The sequence below is a fragment of the Marinospirillum alkaliphilum DSM 21637 genome, assembly GCF_900119735.1.
Classification (GTDB): Bacteria; Pseudomonadota; Gammaproteobacteria; order Pseudomonadales; family Halomonadaceae; genus Marinospirillum; species Marinospirillum alkaliphilum.
The window spans coordinates 169695-192432 of the sequence record NZ_FPJW01000008.1 but is presented as its reverse complement, the minus strand read 5'-3'; the positions used below and the strand labels follow the sequence as shown (position 1 = coordinate 192432).

Annotated in this window: 12 protein-coding genes; 7 read left to right on the top strand and 5 right to left on the bottom strand. The window is 58.1% G+C overall.

The genetic code is table 11. The features are described from left to right. Positions 1–244 (bottom strand): transposase (locus BT114_RS11740; RefSeq protein WP_143142828.1); only part of this gene is annotated, 244 nt, incomplete at its 3' end. 57 nt (positions 245–301) lie between these two features. Here BT114_RS11740 and BT114_RS15290 point away from each other — a divergent pair. Further along, positions 302–493 (top strand): transposase, encoded by a 192-nt coding sequence (locus BT114_RS15290; RefSeq protein ID WP_084662210.1) that lies wholly within the window; start codon positions 302–304, stop codon positions 491–493. A 184-nt stretch (positions 494–677) separates the two neighbouring features. On the opposite strand, the gene BT114_RS11730 is transcribed toward BT114_RS15290, so the two are convergent. From BT114_RS11730 to BT114_RS11720, 3 genes are read right to left on the bottom strand one after another with little or no spacing between them, the layout of a single operon-like run. After that, positions 678–1028, bottom strand: a complete 351-nt coding sequence (locus tag BT114_RS11730) for a hypothetical protein (RefSeq protein WP_072326683.1) — start codon at positions 1026–1028, stop codon at positions 678–680. Then, entirely contained in the window at positions 1025–8575 is a 7551-nt protein-coding gene (locus BT114_RS11725; protein WP_072326681.1) for a two-partner secretion domain-containing protein, read from the bottom strand. Before BT114_RS11725 ends, BT114_RS11730 begins: the two co-directional genes overlap by 4 nt. Next, entirely contained in the window at positions 8563–10131 is a 1569-nt protein-coding gene (locus BT114_RS11720; protein WP_072326680.1) for a ShlB/FhaC/HecB family hemolysin secretion/activation protein, read from the bottom strand. Before BT114_RS11720 ends, BT114_RS11725 begins: the two co-directional genes overlap by 13 nt. A gap of 166 nt (positions 10132–10297) precedes the next feature. Between BT114_RS11720 and BT114_RS14970 the strand changes: the two genes are divergently transcribed. From BT114_RS14970 to BT114_RS11690, 6 genes are read left to right on the top strand one after another with little or no spacing between them, the layout of a single operon-like run. Beyond that, positions 10298–10495: a hypothetical protein gene (locus BT114_RS14970; RefSeq protein ID WP_072326678.1), complete on the top strand. Its 198-nt coding sequence runs from the start codon at positions 10298–10300 to the stop codon at positions 10493–10495. Between the two features lie 14 nt (positions 10496–10509). Further along, complete coding sequence (cobB, locus tag BT114_RS11710; protein ID WP_072326676.1) at positions 10510–11247, top strand: Sir2 family NAD+-dependent deacetylase; 738 nt, start codon at positions 10510–10512, stop codon at positions 11245–11247. Next, positions 11244–14810, top strand: coding sequence for an exodeoxyribonuclease V subunit gamma (recC, locus tag BT114_RS11705; protein ID WP_072326675.1), 3567 nt, complete (start codon positions 11244–11246; stop codon positions 14808–14810). The genes cobB and recC overlap by 4 nt, the downstream gene beginning before the upstream one ends. Then, positions 14807–18577, top strand: coding sequence for an exodeoxyribonuclease V subunit beta (gene recB, locus BT114_RS11700; protein ID WP_072326674.1), 3771 nt, complete (start codon positions 14807–14809; stop codon positions 18575–18577). Before recC ends, recB begins: the two co-directional genes overlap by 4 nt. After that, positions 18574–20685: an exodeoxyribonuclease V subunit alpha gene (gene recD / locus BT114_RS11695; RefSeq protein ID WP_072326673.1), complete on the top strand. Its 2112-nt coding sequence runs from the start codon at positions 18574–18576 to the stop codon at positions 20683–20685. The genes recB and recD overlap by 4 nt, the downstream gene beginning before the upstream one ends. A 48-nt stretch (positions 20686–20733) precedes the next feature. Next, positions 20734–21210 (top strand): peroxiredoxin, encoded by a 477-nt coding sequence (locus tag BT114_RS11690; RefSeq protein ID WP_072326672.1) that lies wholly within the window; start codon positions 20734–20736, stop codon positions 21208–21210. Between the two features lie 85 nt (positions 21211–21295). On the opposite strand, the gene BT114_RS11685 is transcribed toward BT114_RS11690, so the two are convergent. Beyond that, positions 21296–22720: a DNA recombination protein RmuC gene (locus tag BT114_RS11685; protein WP_084662206.1), complete on the bottom strand. Its 1425-nt coding sequence runs from the start codon at positions 22718–22720 to the stop codon at positions 21296–21298. Positions 22721–22738 lie beyond the last annotated feature (18 nt).

The window sequence follows — 22738 nt, the reverse complement described above, 5'->3', positions numbered from 1 at the left end:
CCTTCATGATCTCGGATTTGAGGCGTTCCTCGGCATACATCTTTTTAAGTCGCCGGTTTTCATCTTCCAGCTCTTTCAGGCGTGCCATCATGGAGGCATCCATGCCGCCGAACTTGCTGCGCCACTTGTAGAAAGTAGCGCTGCTGATACCGTGCTCACGGCATAGCTCTGGAACAGGAATGCCATTTTCGGCCTGCTTCAGAATGGCCATAATCTGGCTGTCAGAAAAACGTGATTTTTTCATGCAGAATCTCCTCGCATATAGCTTACGGAAAATTCTACTTCTGATCACCGCTAATTTTTGGGAGGATTACCACTGGAGCAAAAGAAGTCCAGCATTCGCTCCCTGGTTGAGCACCCCTTCCGGTATGTGAAACAGGTCTTTGGTTACAGCAAAACCCGCTACCGTGGACTGAAGAAAAACACCGACCGGATTGTTCTGCTGCTGGGTTTTGCCAACCTGCTGATCACGGAGAAACATCGCTCGGCGTAGGGGCGGTGCGCCTGAGATCCGGCAAAAGGCCGGAATCAGGCATCAAACAGAGCCGAAAGGCTCGCAAAAACGCTTAAAAAGGCTCGCTGTGGTTCAACAATCAGCTGAAAACAGCCTTACTGGCTGAAAAAGTGCTGATAAATGAGTTACGCAGAGGTTCCCTAAGTCTACCTTGTTTGTAATATTACTTAATCAGATCTGCAAAGAACTCCTCACAGTGTAAAGAAAATGCTGCTTCCTCTTGCTCATATATGCGGTAGTTGCAACCTTCAAGCTGTCGCCCTCTAACATCTTCAATATCAACTAAAAATCCTAGCATGCCATCGATATCACCAACTTTAATGCCAGATGCGTTGACACATCGTATTCGCAAATCCTCATCGCTATCATCAGAACCTTTGCTTAAAATTAGCTCTACACAATATTCGTATTTTTTAGTTTGACTCACCTGTCTGTTAATATTTATTACTTTCAGAAACCTGTAACAACGAGGCTTAAGTTCCAAATAGTTTTCAATACTGTTATATACCATCATGGTTTATATTCCCCTGGAATATGATCACCAGTGCTGCGCCCCATTGGGAATTCAGCGCTATATTCTCTCGTGTGATAATGCGTACTGGGAATATCCTGCGCCATATTTCCAGCATTGTAATCTGATCGACCTATCTGCCGACCATAATCATCATAGTGCGCTCTCCATGGCTCCACTCTTCCTCGATCATTAATATGCTGTCCCTCCAATATCCTTGTTCCTGGAGCTGTTAGTTTTGGAGCCTTGCTACTAAATATGCTATCAGGAAAAGTTCCAGCATTTGTAGCACTCCTACCAGAAGATCCATGCGGTGCGGCTAAAGCCCCCAGTGCTCTGTTCAGAATAGCACCTGTGCCACCACCGGCGGCAGTTCCCACCCAGGTCAGGCGCGCTGTTTCCGAATCAGTGTAACCTGCAATAAAACCAGCATCATCAGGGCGACCCTGAAGCAGCAGCAGACTGTTATTGTAGGATGCCATTCGGGCATCATCCAGCGGTCCAACTTCGTTGGACGTTGCGCTCTGGTAGAGATAAGCAGGTAAACCAATCACGCCCTGTAAAAGGGTTCCTGCATCACCTGTCAGTGAAAAATCCAGGCCTGCTTGCTCATATCCCTGGCTGTATCCTTGCTGATAAAGACCCGCCGCACCTTCAACTGGAAGGTGTATGTTGCCCAGATATTCATTCACTTCCTGATTACTGCCGTATTCGCTGAACAGCGTCAGTAATCCTGCCTGGCTGTCGGCTCGGCTTTCTTCCGTTGGAGCAAACAATGCATGGGTTTGCCCATGATTATCTGTAAAAGTACCGGCTGGATCACTGGCTAGCTCTTGAGCCAGGAAGCCTTCAAACACCTCATTTCGACCATGAGCGCTTGCCCAGTCATTATCTTCAAATGCGGCAAGCCCACGGTCCATTTCCTGTAGCGCTTGTTCACGGGTGAGCTGTTCATTTTCCGGACGATCAGCATTAATCAATGCCATGTAGCGATCAACTCGTCCTTCTTCTCGGATGTAGCTGATAGCTTCCAATGGGGCTTGCCGATGATCCAGCTCTCCCCGGTCATCCAGAGCTCGGTAAAGTTCATTGTTGCCTGCCAGCAATGCCTGGTGGGCAGCCAGGTCTTGAATGCCAACGGGTGTTTGCTGTGGGTCGATGCGGTGTTCACTGATCTGGTCGCTGTTGGCCCAGGCGTTCACTCGGTAGGCCAGGTCGGTCATGTAACCCGTCACGGTGGCATTGGTTTCTCCGGCACCGTTCAGGTGCATGCCTTCGTGGGCCACGGTGTTGACCAGGCTGTTCAGGCGGTTGCCTTCAATGTCCACGAACATCGTGTTGCTGTCTTCGTGGGCGGCGCCATAAACCGCTCGTCCTTCGCTGGTGGTGGCACCTTCGGTGATGCGAACCTGCTGTCCATCATCCGGGTTGATGAAGTTGGCAACACCCTGCAGGCCGTCTTGCAGCATCTGGCCATCCTGAATGGTGCCGTCCCGCATGTCTTCCACATTACCGGCAAGCTTGCCATCTTCGGTATAGGCCAGGGCCTGACCCCGGCCAACGGTGTCCCAGGCATTGCTGGCCTGGTCCAGGCTCAGGTCCAGCGCACTGCCTACTACAGCGGTGACACGGGCCAGGTCGGCGGTGGCTCCACCAATGACGGTTTTGCTGTTGTCGAGGAAGTTGCTTTGCTGGTCGAGGATTTCATTGATTCCATCCAGGCTCAGCAGGCGGTGGTCGATGGTGATGCCGGCATTCAGACCACCGGTTTGCTGGTCCAGAGTGGTAATCTGGCTCTGGCTCAGGTCGCGGTTCAGCCCTTCGAAGGTGTTGTTGTCATCCGGATTGTTGCTGAGTGTCTGGCCGCCCACCTGGATATTGCCCAGGCCCAGGGTGGCCTGGGTCAGCCCTTCGGTGACCTGCCCCTGGTTGTTCATGCTCAGGGTGCTGCTGCCGCCACTGAGTTCGCGATTTCCGCTTTCATTCTGCTGTACACCCAGGCTGGTCTGGATGCCAAAGCCGCTTTGTCGGCTGCTGCTGCTGTCTTCCAGATGCGCCACACTCAGGGTGCCGGTGGTGAGGTTGAGCTGGCCGTGGTCTGTGTAATTGCCTTGCTCATCCCGGCTGGCGTTGGCGATCAGGCCACCGGTAAGGCTGGTGTGTTGTGCAGTGATCTGGCTGTTTTCACCATCTGCGATCAGCAACTGGGTCTGGTTGTTGACCAGTGCACCTTCAGCCTGCCCACTGCCCTGGTTGTAACCGGCATTGATTGAGGACAGGCCGTTGCTGCCAAAACCTGCACCAACACTGTTGCCACGGCTGGAGTTGCTGCTGCTGTAGGTGTCCTGCAGGCTTTCAACAGTGAGGTTGCCAACATTCAGGTTGGCGGTCTGGGCCTGTACATCGGCACCGATCAGCGACAGGTTGTCGCTGTTGCTGGTGAGGTGGCCAACACTGATGCGGCTGTTGACATGGGCCGTGCTGCTGCTCTGACTTTCAGACTGCTGGTTGCTGGCCCCCAGGCTGGCATTGCCATTGGTGCCAAAGCTGGCTGTTTTTGTATCGGTGCTGCTGCTGGTGCGTGTCTGGGTTTCACTCAACCCGGCAGTGATCAGTACATTCTGGCTACCCAGATTGAGCAGGCCGGCACTGATGTCACTGCCCTGGATGGTGGCATTGGTGCTGTTCAGAGACAGACTGCCAGCACTGATGCTGGAACCCTGCCATTGGTTTTGTGTGACACTGGTCTGGGTGGTGGTACTGGTGTGTTCAGCGCCAACACTGGCGTAAAAACCGGTGCCCATGGAACTGGATGCAGCAGTGGCGGCACCGGCCACGGCACCACCGGCAGCAATCTGAGCCTGCGCCAGTTGTGCAGCGGCGGCCGCACGGTTGATTTCATAGTCCTTGAGCGCCGATTCGGCCAGCTCACCCCGCTCCACCCGGCGTTTGGCATCCCGGTAGGCATCATTGGCATCATCCAGGGCTTTGGTGGCTTCATACACCCCCTGAACCGCCAGAGCGGCATCCACATAAGCGTTGCGAACACCGGCAGTGATGGTGGTGGTGTCGGTCTGTTCGATGGTTTCCGTGATTTTTTCTTCCTGACGCCCACCGATGGTGATGTCACCTTCGGCCTGCAGGATGGCTTCATGCTCCACTGTCACCTTGCTGGCCAGAATGCTGATGTCCTGATCAGCCAGCATCACCAGATTACCGGCGTTGATGCTGGTGCCCTGAAGGGTGGTTTCAGTCACACGTTCTGTTTTTGTGTGTTCTGTCAGTTGCATGCCACCCAGGGTAATCTCATCCTTGCTGACCGAGGTGCCAATGCCACTGACACTTTCCCGACTGCGGGTGGACTCCGTGATGCTGGTTTCTTCAGCCGCATCCAGGGTGATGTTGCTGGCTGAAAGGATGGCGGTGCCCAGGGCATTCAACTGCCCGCCGATCACCTGGATCTGCTCTGAAGCGGCCATCACCAGGTTGTTGCCGGCATTCAGCTCACTGGTCTGCTGGCTGATGCGGGTTTCTGTATTGCTGCTGGAGCGCGAGAGGGTGATTTCCGGTTTGCTGGCGTTGGGGGCCAAGGTTTCCAGCACCGCACCGCTGATCACGGCCACCCCCTTGGCCAGGGTGGCTGCAGCACCCCGATAACCACTGGTGCGATGGCTCCAGTCTTCGTTGCGCAATTCCAGGGTGTCAACGATCAGTTGGTCCGGCGTCCCGTCACCATTGATGGCCTTGAAGCTGCCATCTTCCCGTTGTTCCACCGCCAGGTTGCCGATGATCAGGTCCTTGCTGGCATTCAGTTCCGAGGCAGTGAGCTGGATGACACCGGTGGCTTCCAGTTGAATGTTGGCGGCATTCAGTTCACTGCCGGCTGCGCTCTGGTTCAGCGAACCCCTGTCACTGGTGGAGCGACGGAAGGTACTGGTCCGTACGGAGGTATCCTGCCGGTAGGTCTGGTCAATGCCTGCAGTGATGGCAATGTCAGTGGCACTGATGCTGATGTTGTTTTCGGCATTCAACTGGCTGGCGTGCAGGTGGGCCAGACCACCAGCCTGAATCTGAATGTCCTGTGCGGCCAGGGTGTTGCCAACCGTGTCCACTGATTCGCGGGTACTGGTGGTGGTGCGTCTTGTGGAGCTGAACGTGCCGCTGGAGGTACGGGATGATTTTGAATAGCTGTAATCACGTTCCGTTTCGGCATCCAGAATCACATCACCCCCGGCAAACAGGGCCAGGATGCCGTTTTGAGCCTGCATGTCCGAGCTGGTGGACAGGATGTTATCCGCCGCGTTCAGCACCAGGTTGCCACCGGCCATCAGCAGATTGCCGGTCACGGTTTCACTGGTCAGCTTGCGGGTGGTGGAACCAATGGTGGAATTATTGGTTGATACCGCCTTGACCGCCGCCAGGGTCAGGTCCTGCGCCTGAAGCAGCAGGTCTCGACCGGCTTCAAAATGGGTGGCTTCACTGTAAAGGGCGCCGTCCGCGATCAATTGCAGGTCACCGCCGGCCTGTATCTGGTTGGTGAGGTGATCGACTTCATTTATACGGTGGTTACGACCGCGAGATTGCTCCCTGGTTTGCAGGGCATTCAGTGAGATGCTGCCACCCGCCTGCAGCAGCAGTTGTTCTTCGGCGCTGAGGCGGGCACCGGTCATGCGGACATCACCGCCCACCTGGATGTTGACGTTGCCACCACTGATGGAAGCTTCACGACCCACCAGAGTCTGGGTGCCAGTAAGCTGTTTTTCTGTGCTTACTGTTGAGCGTGCTCCCAAAACACCTGCTATTCCAGTCCTGGAAGTGCTGACCTGATTGTAAGTGTCAATGCGCTCAGACTCGGTTTCATTCACCAGATCACCACCCACCGTCAGGGCCAGGTCGGCACCGGCGGCAATCACCCCACCCTGGTTGACCAGGTCGCCTTCGGTAGTCAGGGTCAGGTCATTGCCTGCGGTGATGTCACCGGTGTTGATCAGGTTTTCGGCGGACAGGTTCAGATCGCTTCCAGCCTGGATGTTGCCGTTGTTGGTGGCGGCATCGGCCACCTCCAGGGTCAGGTTGTTGCCTGCTGCCAGCAGGGCACCGTCAGAGCGGATCAACAGGTCCTGGCCGGTGCCCAGGTAGACCTTGGGAACCAGTGCTGTCTGTACACCGTTGGGGGTTTCAAAGGTTTCCTGCACCATCCAGACAATCGGCTCCTGCAGCAGGCTGATCTGTTCAGCCGTCAGCGCGATGCCGGGAGACAGGCTGAGGGCAGCCGCCTGGTTCAGGGCATTTTCCATCAGCCACAGGTACTGCTGTTCCAGGTCAGTGAAACCACTGAGGTGCTGAAAACCGGTCTGGTTCAGCAACTGATCCCGCACCAGTCGCTGCTCCACAAAACCATCCCCCAGCCGCTTGACGGTGGCAGAGGGGTCATGATCCATGCGTGACAGCATGTAGTCCGAGGAGATGAAGGACTTGTAGCTGGTCAGACGCGGATCGGTGGCAATCAGGTAGGGATGATCGGGATTGCTGGAAGGCCGGGTCAGGCCGCCGGTGGGCAGGCGGTAACCGGCATCACCCAGACGCCAGCTCGGCAGGGTGGCATCCCGTTCACTGTCACGATGGCTCTGGGCCAGTTGATCCACTGACATGCCATTGTTGAGCTGACTGATCTGGCCGGTCAGGTTCTGACCGGCGGAGAAGATCGCTTCAGCCAGCGTGACGGATTCAGTGGTGGTTCTGTTGTAATCACGGTTTTCGGTTCGGGTTATTGTCCTGTATCGGGTACAGTAGCCAGCAACCCTTGAGCGACAAGAGCGATGCGGGTAGCTCAACCGATCCCGCCCGGCATGAACATTGCTATTGACTGCGGTGTAATCCAGATTGTTGAGCTCACCACCGCTGTGGCTGAGATCCTGACCGGCGCTGATCACCGAATAGATGTTGTTGATGCTGCCCAACAGGGTCAGGTTCAGACCTGCCAGGATGTAACCCGGCTCACTGTCAGCCACCACTTCGTATTCAGTGATGGTTTCGGTGTAGGTGCGGGTGCCAGAGTCGTATTTACCGGAAACACTGATGTTGATGTTCCGATACTGATTGACGGTAACCTCCGCATCCACTTCAAACACTTCACGCACATTGTTGATGGTGTCTGCTTCCAGGTGCAGATGACCGGCCACTTCGATGGTGGAGGATGCGTTCAGCAGGGTTTCGTCCACACGGATGTCGGCATCACCAAAGGCCAGCAGTACACCACCGGCAGTATTGCTGAGCCGGGCTGCCTGCAGCTCCAGTTGCTCGGCCACCAGTGCACCCTGGTTGTCCAGGTCCTGCTCTGCCCGGATGGTGAGGCTGTTTTCCGCAAACAGAATGCCTTCTTCGCTGTTGTTGAAGCTGCCGCTGTTCACTTCAATGTCCGCAGCCTGCATGCCACCGGCATTGTCAACGGCTTCAGTGGCGGTCAATGCCAACCGGTGTTCGGCAACCATGACCGCTTCATCGGTGTTGTGGATCTGCCGTGCATCCACACTGACCTGCTGCCCACCGACAAAACCGGTGTTTTCCATCCATTCAGGGGTGCTGATGGCCAGTTCACCGCCGATGGCGTGGGTCACACCGGACAGGGTGATGCGGCCCTCGGCAGACAGGGTGAAATCCTGTTCGGCAATCATCTGGCCCTGGCTGTTGACACCAAAGCCCTTTTCGGTACCCACCATGCGAATGACATTGGCATACATGCCGCCGATGGCGGCCACATCCAGGGCAATTTCAGGGGTTGTGGTTGCAGCATCAACATCCGGGTCAACCTCAGCTTCCAGCGGGGTGGCCTGCAGACTGGCATGATCGATGCTGTTGCGACCGGTCACCAGGTTCAGGTGATCAGCCCAGAGTTCACCATTGATGCGGATGGTGCGGGACAACAGATCCAGTTGGCTGACGTTGGCTGCATTCAGGCCTGCCCCTTCAATGGCAATCTGGCCACCTTCAACCCGGAAACCGGCAAGGCTGCCATCACTGTTGAAGTGGGTATGCCCGGTGGTCAGGGTGCTGCGGGGGATGTTGATGAAACCACAACCATTGCAGGTGATGCCGTTGGGATTGGCGAGGATGAACTCTGCTGAAGCACCGGCCACTTCCGTGTAACCCCGCAGGTGACTGGGGTTGGCACTGGTGACTTCATTCAGGATGATGCGGGCCTGACGGCCTTTCAGACTGGCATTGCCGTCAATGTAACCGGCCAGTTGGGTCTGGGTGATGTTGTTGGAGTTGTTCAGGATCAGGCCTTGCTGACCGACGTTGAACTGGTTGTACTGGTTGCGGGACACACCGGAACTGTTGGGGCGATTGATGTTCACCACCGGAATATTGTTCTGGCTCTCGGTGATCTGCGGGGCATGGGGGCTGCCTGACGCAGCCTCAATGCCCTGTGCCAGCAGCGCACCGGGATACAGCAGGTAGCTGATCAGCACCGCCAGGGCGATGTGTTTGCGTTGTGTGGCAGTGAAACCCAGCCGACGATCCTTTGATGTTCCGCTCAGATGTGCCATGTCAGTGCAAAGCCTCCTGTAACACCCTCATCCTTGAAGGACTCCGGTGCGCTTAACCCCTGAGCAATGAATGCATCGTACTGGATGCGCCATTGCTGTCCCCTGATACCCAGTGCGCTGCCAGCCAGCCAGCGCTGCTCATAATGTTCAGTTCCTGTACCACTGACGCCACCAACATCCAGTGCAAGGAACAGGTTGTACTGCCCGAGCAGGGCATGCCCCACTTCATTGCGACTCAACCAGCCCCGCTGGCCACCCAGGCTGTTGATGCCACCATAACCACGCACCGAGTGACGCCCACCCACACTGAACCAGTCCAGGCTGTAGAGCGGGGTGTTGCTCCATTGCACGCGATTGTTTGAAGCAAACCAGAAGGGGGTTTCAGCCACTGCAAAAGACTGTTGAAGACCGGCTGAAGCCTGCAGGATTCGGTAGGTGGGACCGGGGGCATCGGGGCCTTTCAGGCCCGGTTCGGCATTCAGCATGCGCAGGCCCTGCTTGCCGGTCAGTGACAGGTTCAGGCTGCCGGCGGCCAGATAATGACGATGGCGCAGTCCCAGCTGCAACTGAGTCAGACGACGCTGCTGAACTTCAATCTCGGCATCATCAATGTAGCTGTGGCGGCGTCGGACACCCAGTCCGACAAACCAGTCGCTCTTGACACGACTGTTGCGCAGGAAGGTTCGGGTGGCATCAAGTTGAATGTCATGGCCTTCACCACTGCTCATGAACTCATGCACCGCACCTTCAACCTTCTGATGATAGGTGAAGCGGTTGTAGCTGGTTTCAATCAGCCAGTAGCCCCAGGGCAGGCCGTAGTAGACATTGTGGCTGCGTGATCCCTGATCACTGTCATGTTTTGCCGATTGGTTCAGGCCCACCGAAATCTGATCCTGCAGACCCAGCGGGTTGTCCCAGCCGGCCTGGGCAGACAGCTGGTATTTGCCGCTGGAATCACTGCCGCTGTCATCCACCGTCAGTGACAGGCTCCAGGGCCGCGAGGTGGTGACACTCACTTCAACATGGCTGTAACCGGGTTGATCAGAGGGTTGAATCTGCATCTGCACATCCTGGGAGGCCAGACGCTTGATCTGCTCCAGCCCCTGTTCCAGGGCCCGCAGGTTCAGTACATCGCCGTGACGCAGGGGAAAGGCCGTGCGCCAGCTGCCACGATACCCTTCAGGCAGCAGGATCTGGTCAAGGTAACCGGGGAAGAAGTGCAGTATCAGGGTGCCGCTGCTGAGGTCCTGTTCGGGAAAGGCCAGGCGGGAGGTGACGTATCCGCGAGACAACAGGCTGCTGTTGAGATCCCGCAGCAGCAGGGACAAACCCTGTTGCCCCAGGCACCGTCCTTCCAGCGCCTGCAACTGCCGGTAAAGCCAGTCAAACCCATCCGGTTGATCACCCTCCAGTTGAATGACATCCAGGGGGAAACAGAAGGTTTCGCTCAGGTCTTCAGCATCGGGAAGGGTTTCCGGGGCAGGCAGTTCAAAACGGACATCCGGGCGCTCATCCCGGCGCTGGCGTTCCTGTGCCTCACGCTGTTCACGGCGCAAATTCGTCCTGCGCAGCAGCGTCCGGCAGCCCTGAAGCCAGTGCTTCACCACCGAATGCCAATAGCAGGAAAAGAAGCAACCACCCTTGCCAGCACCTGTTTGTTCCCATGGCGCCACCTGAAGTCCTGAATATCCGTTTTCAGCGATTATTAATGCAGCGGGTGACATGCCCCAGATACTTTTTGTTATTTTCTTGTTAAAAAGTATTCGTGCTGCACAAAAAAACAACTTAAACCAGTACATACCAGTTCAGGCGGATGGCCAGCAAATGCAATCCAATCAAGGTGCTAATGCCCCCCCGGCAATTTCTGCCATGGCGCTGCAAAAGCCTGCCTTCAGTGATAAAGTGCTGACTGCCGCATAGCAGGAGAGACATGCATGTCACTGATTTACCGGAACATCGTGGTACTGACCGGCGCTGGTATTTCCGCCGAATCCGGCATCAGCACCTTCCGTGACCAGAATGGCCTGTGGGAAAACCACCGCATCGAGGATGTTGCCACTCCGGAAGGTTTTCAGCGGAATCCCGCGCTGGTGCACCAGTTTTACAACCTGCGCCGAGCCCAGTTGAAAGACCCGAAACTCCAGCCCAATGCCGCTCACCTGGCCCTGGCCGAGCTGGAAACCCGGCTGCTCAAGGCCGGTGGCCACTTCACCCTGATCACCCAGAATGTCGACAACCTGCATCAGCGGGCCGGTAGTCGCAATCTGATCAGCATGCATGGCCAGCTGCAAAGCATTCTCTGCCCGCGCAGCCGCAAAACCCGGCACTGGGAAAATGACCTGAGTGTGGAGCACCTCTGTGACTGCTGTGATCCACCGCAGTTGCTGCGACCGGACATTGTCTGGTTCGGTGAAGTGCCCTACCGGCTGGATGACTGTTATCAGGCATTAACCGAAGCCGACCTGTTCATTGCCATCGGCACCTCCGGACAGGTTTATCCGGCTGCCGGTTTCACCCGCACTGCCGCCGGTAACGGCGCCCATACCGTGGAACTGAATCTGGAGCAGACCGGCGGTTCGTTTGATGCCGGTTATTATGGCCCGGCCACCCAGGTGGTCCCGGCATTTGTCGCTGAGCTTTTTGCCACTGAATCCGGAACAACCCAGGCATGACATCCTCACTCACACCCGGCCTGATGATCCTGCAGGGCAATCGCCTGGAAGACCTGCGTGAAGTGATGGTGCAGTGGATTGCCGAACACCCGCTGGGCCCGCTGGAAAATGAATGCATCCTGGTGCAGAGCAACGGCATTGCCCAGTGGCTGAAAATGGCACTGGCTGCCGATCCTGCATCTGGCCCTACACCCAGCCCTACATCAAACAGGGAACAGCGGGGTTGTGGCATTGCCGCTGCCATGCGGGTGGAGTTGCCGGGACGTTTCATCTGGCAGGCCTATCGCAGCATTTTCCCCGATCTGCCAGCCACCTCACCCTATGACAAACAGCCTTTAAGCTGGCGTCTGTACCGCCTGCTGGAACAACTGGAAAGCCGTCAGGCCACCCTGGATCAGCCGGAACACCTGCAACCCCTGAGCGGTTTCCTGGCCACTGACCCGGATGATCCACGTCGCCTGCACCAACTGGCGGCCAACCTGGCCGATCTTTACGATCAGTATCAGGTATACCGGGCAGACTGGCTGACCCGCTGGGAAGCCGGTGAAGACCTGCTGATCCGTGCCCATGGCCACACCGAGCCGCTGCCCGATGACCAGTTGTGGCAACCCTTGTTATGGCGCTGGCTGAAACAGGATATAGAAAGCGACACCCGACTGGGACAAGGCCAGTGGGATCGTGCCAGCCGTGCTGCCATTCATCAGCGGGTACTGAGTGCCTGTCAGACCCTGTCAGCACAGCAGCGACCAGCCGGTTTGCCGCGACGGGTGATGGTATTTGGCATTTCGTCCCTGCCACGCCAGACCCTGGAGCTGCTGGAAGCCGTGTCCAACTTCAGTCAGGTGCTGATTTTTGCAGCCAATCCCTGCCGCCACTACTGGGGCGACCTGATTGAACACAAGGCCCTGCTGCAACAGCAATACCGTCGCATCCGTGAGCGCAAACTGCCGGACAACCTGACCCCGGAACAACTGCACCTGCACGGCCACCCCCTGCTGGCTTCCTGGGGCAAACAGGGGCGTGATTACCTGCACCTGCTGGATGAGAAGGATCAGCCGGACCACTACCGCCAGCAGTTTGCCGGTCACATCGACCTGTTCACCTCACCCTTGCAGCAGGCACACTCACCACAACCGGGATTGCTGCAACAACTGCAGGATGATCTGCTGGAACTGCGCCCATTGAATGAGCGCCAGCAACTCAGTCAGGACAGTCACTGGCAACTGGACCCAACCCGCGATACCAGCCTGCAGTTCACCATCGCCCACAGTCCGCAGCGTGAAGTGGAAATCCTGCATGACCAGTTGCTGGATGCCTTTGAAACCGCCCAGCAGCAGGGCTCGCCCCTGCAGCCCCGCGATGTGCTGGTGATGGTGCCGGACATCAATGTGTATGCGCCCCACATCCAGGCCGTGTTCAGCAACAGTCCACTGCCTTTTCATATTGCCGATCAGGGCCAGCGACGCCACAACCCCTTGCTGATTGCGGTGGAGAAACTGCTGCAACTGCCGGGGTCACGTTTTGCAGTCAGTGAACTGCTGGACCTGCTGGACACCCCGGCACTGCGCCTGCGTTTTGGCATTGAAGCAACCGATCTGCCCCGGCTGCGCCAGTGGATTCGGGGTGCCAACATCCGCTGGGGACTGGATGCCACACAACGCGCCAGCCTTGGCCTGCCGGAAGGACTGCAGCAGAATACCTGGCTGGCTGGCCTGCAACGCATGCTGCTGGGTCATGCTGCCGGTCAGGCACCGGCCTGGCAGGGCATCGAACCCTATGACGAAGTGGCCGGGCTGGAAGCCGCACTGCTCGGCCCGCTGGTGCTGTTGATTGAACACCTGCGCACCCTGCACGACCTGTTGCAGCAAAGTCATTCACCGGACACCTGGATCAGCCTGCTGCAACAACTGCTGAATCAAAGCTTTGCCGCGGCAGACAGTGAAGACAGCCAGCTGCTGGCACAACTGGCGGAACAACTGCAACGCCTGCAACAACAATGGCAACAGGCCGGTTTGCAATCCCTCGCCCTGCCGCTGCCGGTGGTGCGGGAAGCCCTGCTGGCCGGCATGGATGAACCCGGCCTGACACGTCGTTTTCTGGGTGGCTCCATCAACTTTGCCACCCTGATGCCGATGCGTGCCATCCCGTTTCGGCAGGTCTGGCTGCTGGGCATGAACGATGGTGATTATCCGCGCAGCAGTCGCCACGCCCACTTTGACCTGATGGCTGATGATTACCGGCCCGGTGACCGCTCACGCCGGGAAGATGACCGTTACCTGTTTCTGGAAGCCCTGCTGTCTGCCCGTGAACGCCTGGTGATCAGTTGGGTGGGGCGTGATGTTCGTGACAACAGTGAACGTCCTCCATCGGTGCTGGTGGCACAGTTGCGTGATCACCTGGCGGCTGGCTGGCGGCTGCAACACCAGCCGGATGCCTCTCCGGAAACCCTGCTGGCAGCGCTGACCACCGAACACCCGCTGCAGGCGTTCAGTGAACGCTATTTCCAGCCGGACCGGGACCCACGCCTGTTCACCTACGCCAGTGAATGGCGCGAGGTGCACGCACTCCAGTCCACTTCACCACCGGATGAAACCCGGATCAGCGGCCTGCCGGAAGGCACCCTGACACTGACCGATCTGGAACGTTTCCTGCGCCAGCCGGTGGCGGCCTTTTACACCCGTCGCCTCGGCATCCACTGGCAGGATCGGCAGGAACTGCCGGAAGACAGTGAAACCTTTGCCGTGGATGGACGCCTGCAATGGCAGCTGCACCAGCATTTGATTGAACGCATCACCGGCAATCTGGCCCGTCAGCATCACCGCAACCAGGCCGCCAACGGCCTGCCCACCGATGCCCCTGAGCAACTGCTGCAACAGGCGGTGACCGCCCTGCAGCGCAGCGGCCATCTGGCCCTGCCGCCTTTTTCGGCACAACAGCAACAGGCACTGCATGAACAACTGCTGACACCACTGCAGGATTATGTGCAGCTTCTGCAAGCCTTCCCGCTGCGCCAGCCAACCCGGCATCATCAATGGTCCATCCATGCCACCCTGCAGCTGGAAGCGGACATCAGCGACATCCGCAGCAACAGTGATGGCCAATGCATCCGCCTGCTGCTGCAGCCGGGTCGCCTCAGCAGTGGCAACAGCCTGAAGTGGTATCAACTGGTCCGCCACTGGCCGCAACACCTGCTGGCACAGCTGCAGCACCCCTGTTGCACCCACATTCTGGCCAGTGATCAGCAACTGCTCCTGCCTGCCCTGCCGGCAGACCAGGCCGAAAGCCTGCTGCTGGATCTGGCTGATGTCTGGCAACTGGGCATGCAACAGCTGCTGCCGCTGCCCTGCAAAACCGCTTTTGCCAGCCTGCAGGAAAAAGGCGATCCACGGCGGGTTTATGAAGGAGACGGCTACCGGATGCCGGGGGAAATTCAGGACCACCCGGCCCTGCCACGCTTCTGGCCGGACTTTGACAGCCTGGCCGCACAACCTGAGTTCAGCGAACTGGCCAGCCGCCTTTACCAACCCCTGTTGCAACTGCTGGATCAGGAGGCAAGCACATGAGCCAGCCACTGGATCTGATGCATTTTCCGCTGCACGGTCGCAGCCTGATTGAAGCCAGTGCCGGTACCGGCAAAACCTTCACCCTGGCACTGCTTTACACCCGCCTGATTCTGGGACAGGGTGAAGCCGACAGCGCCTTTGTTCGCCCCCTGACGCCACGTGAAATACTGGTGGTGACCTTCACCGATGCCGCCGCTGAAGAACTGCGCGACCGCATTCGGGCCCGACTGGTGGAAGCGGCTGCCTTGTTTCGTGAATCAGCGGCAACAACGCCTGACCCCGCCCTGCTGCAACTGCGCGCCAGTTACCCGCAGGAGCAGTGGCCAACCTGTGCCTGGCGCCTGCAGGTGGCTGCCGAAGGCATGGACGAAGCCAGCATTGCCACCATTCACAGCTGGTGCAACCGCATGCTGGTGGAACACGCCTTTGATACCCGTGGCCTGTTTGATCGGCAGCTGGTCACCGATACCCGCGAGCTGCTGGACAGCGTGGTGGAAGACTACTGGCGGGTGCATTTTTACCCGCTGCCGGAACACCAGGCCCGCCTGATCAGTGACTGTTTCAGCCATCCCGGCGCACTGAAGGACGCCCTTCAGGATTTGCTGAAACCCACCTGCCACGGCCTGACCCATCAGGGTGAAATCCTGCAGGTGGATGATCTGCAGCCTCACCTGCTGGCCGCTCAGCAGTTGCAGGACCAGGAAGCAGCCATCCGTCAGCACTGGTGCCGGGACTGGGATGCCATTGTTGAACACCTGCTGGCACTGCGCCCGGCCTTAAACGCCACCAAACATGATAGCAAGGATGAAGCCGCTTTTCTGAAGCTGCTGCAACAGATCCGTGACTGGGCCGAAGGTCGCGGAGCAGCACCCAACAAGCTGAAAAACTTTGTGCTTGATGGTTTTGTGTTCAAGAAGGGTCAGGAGCAAGCGGTGCAACCCTTCCCGGCCTTCACCCCGCTGCCGGAAGCCACCAGCCCACCGCTGGCCAACCTGCTGCTGGCCCACGCCCGCCAGTGGGTACTGCACACCTTCCGCCAGCGCCTGCAGCGTCAGGCCGAAATGGGATTTGATGACCTGCTGATCCAGCTTGAACAGGCGCTGGACCCAGCCCATGCCGGTGCACACGCCACACGACTGGCAACACTCTTGCGGCAGGCCTTCCCGGTTGCCATGATTGATGAGTTTCAGGACACCGACCCGATCCAGTACCGCATTTTTGATGCCATCTACCCGCAACAGCAGACTGATAAAACCAGCGCACTGGTGCTGATCGGTGATCCCAAGCAGGCCATCTACAGCTTTCGTGGTGCAGACATTCACACCTACCTGCTGGCCCGCCAGGCCACTGATGGGCGCCACTTCACCCTGACCCGCAACTTCCGCTCCACTGAAGCAATGGTGGCAGCCTGCAATGCGCTGTTTTCACATGCCGAACACCACCCACGCGGTGCTTTTTGTTTTCGCACCGATGAACAGTCGCACAACCCGATGCCCTTTGTTGCCGTGGCAGCCCAGGGTCGCAAGGAAGCGCTGTACCTGCCGGACGGTGCGGCAACCGCCGTGACCTTGTGGCCCTTCTCACCCGAACCCGGTGAAGAACGCCTGGGTACACCAGCCTACCGCAAACTGGCGGCAGCCACCGCTGCCAGCCAGATCAGCAGCTGGTTGCTGGCTGCCCGTGAAGGAAAGGCAGGGTTTGGACAGCAAGGTCAGATTGAACAGCCCCTGCAGGCCGCTGACATTGCCCTGCTGGTACGCACCGGCAAGGAAGCCCGGCTGCTCAAACAGGAGCTGGCCCGTCGTGGCATCGCCAGTGTTTACCTGTCGGATCGTGACTCGGTGTTTGCCAGCCGCGAAGCGGCCGATCTGCTGCACTGGTTACGGGCCTGCGCCGAACCCACCGATGACCGGCTGGTGCGGGCAGCACTGGGCACCAATACCCTGGCGCTGCCACTGCAACAACTGGCCGACTGGCAGCAGGATGAACTGGACTGGGAGCGCCAGATGCAACGCTTCCAGCGCCTGCACCAGAGCTGGCAGAAACAGGGGGTGCTGGTGATGCTGCGCCAGTTGATGGAGACCTGGCAACTGCCTGCACGCCTGCTGGCTCAATCTCAGGGAGAAAGGCAACTCACCAACCTGCTGCACCTGAGTGAATGGTTGCAACAGGCGGCCAGCCAGCTGGATGGTGAACAGGCCCTGATCCGCCACCTGGCTGAACATCTGGACAGCCGTGATGAACAGCAGATCCTGCGGCTGGAAAGTGATGCCCGGCTGGTGCGCATCATCACCATCCACAAATCCAAGGGGCTGGAATACCCACTGGTGTTGCTGCCGTTCATCAGTGGCTGGCGGGAGCTGGATGGCAACACCCCGCAGGTGCCCTGGCGCATTCAGCAGCAGTTGTATCTGGAAGTGGCAGGCAAAAACGCCTGCCCGGAGGCCTGGCAACAGGCCAATCAGGAACGCATCAGTGAAGACCTGCGCCTGCTGTATGTGGCGCTGACTCGTGCCCGTCATGCACTGTGGCTGGGTGTTGCACCCCTGGCAACAGGCAATGCCCGCAAACCCGTCATTGAACGTTCGGCACTGGGTTATCTGTTGAATGGCGGTCAGCCGCTGGATAGCCATCAGGCCTTCATGGCTGCACTCCAGGCCCTGGCCGATCTTCATCCACAGATCCAGTTGACACCGCCGCCGCCGATCACCGACCAGCAGTTGCCGGCAAGTGACACCATCACCCTGGAAGCGGCACGCAGCCTGACCCTGCAGCGCCCGGAAGCCTGGTGGATCGCCAGTTATTCAGCCATCCGCCTGGTGGATGCTGAAGACTCGCGGGGCAGTGAAACAGGCAGTGCGCCTGAAACCCGCCTGCAACAGAAAGCAGTGGAACACTTTCACGAAAAACCCACCGCAACAGCAAGTACTCCGTCGGCGGTGATGTCGAGCCCGCCCCCGGATCCATCCCAGCTGACGGCAGACAATCTGATGCAATATTTCCCGGCGGGCAGTCAGTGGGGAACCTTCCTGCACCAGTTGCTGGAATGGGCAGCAGTGCATCAATACCAGCAACCGGAAACGGGTCAACTCTTGCAGGGGTTTGCAGCAGCGGCGGCAGATCACCCCACACGCCTGCAAGTGCTGCAACAACGCTGTGAATTGCTGGACATCGGTGCTTATGCCGAACCGCTGAGCCAGTGGCTGCAACAGACCCTGACCCGGCAATGGCAACTGCCCTGTTTTGCAAATGATGCAGCACCGGCCTTCAGCCTGTCCGGATTACAGCCCCACCAACTGGCGGTGGAAATGGAATTCCTGTTTGAAGCACATCAGGTGAATGCCGCCCGCCTGGATCGGCTGGTGTGCAGCCAGACGCTGGATGCCGCAGTACGCCCGCAGGCCAGCAGCGAACAACAACTGAACGGCCTGCTGAAAGGCTTCATTGATCTGGTGATTGAACATCAGGGGCGCTATTACGTGATCGACTGGAAATCCAATCGTCTGGATGCCGGTTACAGCCCGGCGGCCCTGCGTGAAGCCATTCTGCACAAGCGTTATGACCTGCAGTATGTGCTGTACCTGCTGGCCCTGCATCGCCAGCTCAAGGCCCGCCTGCCGGATTATGATTATGACCGCCATCTGGGGGGGGCCATTTATGTGTTTCTGCGGGGTGATCCGGCCCAGGGAGATGGCCTGTTCATGGATCGTCCACCCAAAAGCCTGATCGAAAGCCTTGATCGCCTGTTCCGGGGAGAAAGCCCATGACCCGGTTCCCTGTGTTTGATGCAACCTTGTTACTGCAACTGCTGGAAGACTGGCAACAGAGCGGCAGACTGCGTGCGCTGGATCTGGCACTGGCCCGTTTCATCCGGCAGCAGACCGCCACCGATGACCCGCTGCTGCTGTTGAGTGTGGCACTGGTCAGTGAAGCCGCCGGGCAGGGGCATGTCTGTCTGGACCTGCACACCAGCCTGCAACAGCGCCAGCAATTGCAACAACGCCTGCAACCCGCCAACACCGCGCAACAGCAACGGCAGCAGTGTTTTGTGCAATGGCTGCAAGGGCTGACCCTGGAGGCCTGGTTATCCAGCCTGAGTCTTTCACCCGCCATCAGTGACTGTCGCGCAGCCGGTGATGCCTGGCCGGAGCGGCCACTGGTATTATCCGGCAGCAACCATAGCCCACTGCTGTACCTGCGCCGTTATCATCAGCATGAACAGCAGATTCAGCAGGGAATACTGCAACGCCTGCAACAACCGCTGGCCCTGCCGGAAGCGGCCACCCAACACTTGTTGCAGGCGCTGTTTCCCGAATCGGGCAGTGCCCGACTGCCGACCGATCAGCCGGACTGGCAGAAAATCAGTTGTGTACTGGCCGCCCGCCACAACTTTGGCATCATCACCGGTGGTCCGGGAACCGGTAAAACCACCACCGTGATTCGCCTGCTGGCACTGCTGCAGGGGCTGCAACTGCTGCAACAGCAACCCCTGCTGCAGATCCGTCTGGCCGCACCCACCGGCAAGGCAGCCGCCCGACTGAATGCCTCCATCAGCCGCAATGTATCCAGCCAGCCGCTGCCTGCCGCACTGGAACAGCAACTGCGAGCCGCCATCCCCACACAGGTCACGACCCTGCATCGGCTGCTGGGCAGTCAGGCCAATACCCGGCATTTTCGTCATCATGCCGGTCACCCCCTGCCGGCTGATCTGGTGGTGGTTGATGAAGCCTCCATGGTGGATGTGGAAATGATGGCGAGGCTGCTGGATGCCCTGCCGCCCACCGCGCGCCTGATTCTGATCGGTGACAAGGACCAGCTGGCCTCAGTGGAAGCCGGTTCGGTACTGGGTGATCTGTGCCAGGATGCACTGGCAGGGCACTACACTGCCGACACCTGCGACTGGATTCAACGCATCACCGGGGAAGCCCCGCTGGACCCGCAGACTGGCCGGTTATTGCTGGATGAACAGGGCAGTGCCATCAGCCAGGCCACCGGCATGTTAAGGCACAGCTACCGCTTTGCGAATCATCCCGGCATCGGCCAGCTTGCCGCCACCGTCAACCGTACTCAACCTGCTGCTGCCACTGAAGTGCTGCAATTACTGGAATCGCGTGACAACCTCGGTTGCCTGAGACCGGAAAAAAACCACTGGACCCGATCCTTTCCCCAACCAACCCGGCCGTTAACCCTGCAGCAGGCTTTTCATCATCTGGTGGTGGAAGGTTACCGGGGTTACCTGCAACAGCTGAATCAGCGCCCGACCACTGGTCAGGATGATCCAGAAGCCCTGCAGCACTGGGCCCAGGCCGTTTTTGCTGCCCACGCCCGTTTTCAACTGCTGGCAGCAGTGCGTCAGGGTGACTGGGGGGTGGAACAGCTCAACCGGGAGATTCGCAAGGCACTGGTCACCGCCGGGCTGCTGCCGGCAGGCAACCAGCAATGGTATGCCGGTCGCCCGGTACTGATCACCCGCAATGACTACAGTTTAAAACTGATGAATGGTGACATCGGCATCTGCCTGGATCTGTGCTCCGATGCCAGCCCGGATCAACCTGCCCAGTTGTGGGTGGCTTTTGCTGACGAACAGGGCGGCATCCGCTGGATACTGCCCAGTCGGCTGCAGGATGCCGAAACGGTGTTTGCCATGACCGTTCACAAATCCCAGGGCTCCGAGTTTGAACACACCGCGCTGGTGCTGCCGGACCAACCAGGACCGGTGCTGACCCGCGAGCTGTTGTATACCGGCATCACCCGCTCCAGCAAGGATTTCACCCTGGTGCTGCCCAACCCGGAGCTGCTCACCGGTACCCTGCAAAATCGGGTGGAACGGGCCAGTGGTTTACAACCCCTGTTCAGCAGACCCAAACCCGACTAAAATACTCGGACTAACAGGGTCAAACCCACACTACCAGGAGATCAAACAATGACCATTCAAGTCGGTGACCAGCTGCCCAACGTTGAACTGCGCATCATGGGCGAAAAAGGCCCGGAGCCCGTGCAGACCGGCGATCTGTTCAAGGGTAAGAAGGTGGTGCTTTTTGCCCTGCCCGGCGCCTTCACACCTGGCTGCACCATGACTCACCTGCCCGGTTATGTGGTGAATGCCGACAAGATCAAAGCTAAAGGCGTGGACAGCATCATCTGCCTGTCCGTCAACGATGCCTTTGTCATGGATGCCTGGGGCAAGTCCCAGAATGCCGAAGCAATCATCATGCTGGCTGACGGAATCGGTGCATTCACCAGTGCCGTTGGCCTGGAGCTGGATCTGACCGACATCCAGTTCGGTAAACGCAGCAAGCGTTACGCCATGATCATCAATGATGGCAAGCTGGAACTGCTGAACATTGATGAGAAAGGTGTCGACCTGAGCAGCGCTGAAACCCTGCTGGCTGCGCTCTGATCCCATCAGCATCAGGTTTTAAAAAAAGCCCCTGCAGTGCCGAAACCCGGCCCTGCAGGGGCTTTTACTTTTAACCGGCAAGCATTTATTCGGAAGGGGTTGGCTGGTCCGGTTTTTCTTCGATGGCTTCCACAATCAATGACAGGCGTTCGGTTTCAAAATCCATCTGAGTCGGCTCCAGGGGTGGCAGGGTTTTGCTGACCTTGACCGACAACTGGTTAAAACGCTCCACCTTGCCATACAACCCCTGTTTACCCACCAGCGCAGTGACCGTGCTGTTGTAGTGATTACTGGCCGTGTTCAGGGTGCCGCCCAGTTTTGCCAAGCGTTCCGCCACGGCACTGACCTGATTGTAGATTTCACCGGCACGCTCGGAGATTTCCCTGGCTTCACTGTTGCTGCGCTCCATCATCCAGAGGTTGGAGACAGTGCGCAGGATCGGGATCAGGGTGGTGTGAGAAACCAGCACCACCCCTTTTTTATAACCGTATTCAAACAGGTCCCGGTTCTGCTTAAGGGCCTCAATGTAAGCCGGTTCCACCGGCATGAACATCAGCACAAAACCGGGACTGCGCATACCAATCAGGTTGGTGTAATCCTTGGAGGCCAGCTCATCAATGTGCCGACGCACTGCCTTGATGTGTTCACTCATGGCCAGATCATAGGCCTCTGGCGTTTCTGCCGACACTGCCCGATCATAAGCATTCAGCGCAACCTTGCTGTCGATGATCAGGTGTTTGCCATCCGGCAGCTTGATCAGGTAGTCGGTCTGCTTCTGGCGGCCTTCCGCATCCTTGAAGGCAGACTGGACTTCATAGTGGGCATCTTCAATCAGGCCGCTCATTTCCAGCGTCCGGCGCAACTGGGCTTCACCCCAGGCACCACGCTGCTGGGAATCACCCTTCAGGGCAGAAGTGAGGTTATTGGCTTCTTTGCTCATTTGCAGACCGATCTCCAGCACCTTGCGAATCTCGGCATTCAGGCTGGTGTTGCCCTGCAAGGAGGCATCATGGACTTCATTGATGCGCTTCTGAAAGCCTTCAATCTGTTCCCGAAAGGGTTTTAACAGCTGGTCCATGCTGGCCTGACTGGTATGGGTGAAGGTTTTGCCCTTTTCTTCAAAAATCCGGTTGGCCAGGTTTTCAAACTCACGGGTCAGGGACTGGCGGGTTTCTGCCAGCTGCTGCATCTGCTCACGAAAATGTTCTTCACGTTTTTCCAGCGTGGTTTTCAGCTCGGCGGCTTCCTGCAAGGCCTGCTGATGTTGCTGTTGCAAGCGCTCATGAACCTGTTGCTGCTGCTCAGACTGGCGACGTTGCTCATCCTGACGTTCCAGCGCAGCATCCAGCCGGGCACGGTTTTCACCCAGTTGCACCGCCAGATCCTGACGCGCTGCTTCCAGCGTCTTCATCTGAGCTGTTGCCCGCTGCTGCGCCACAAAATAACCCACTGCACCCGTGGCAGCCGCCAGCACCAGTCCCAGCAACACCAATCCTGCTTCAAGCCCCATTACCCACCTCACAACAAC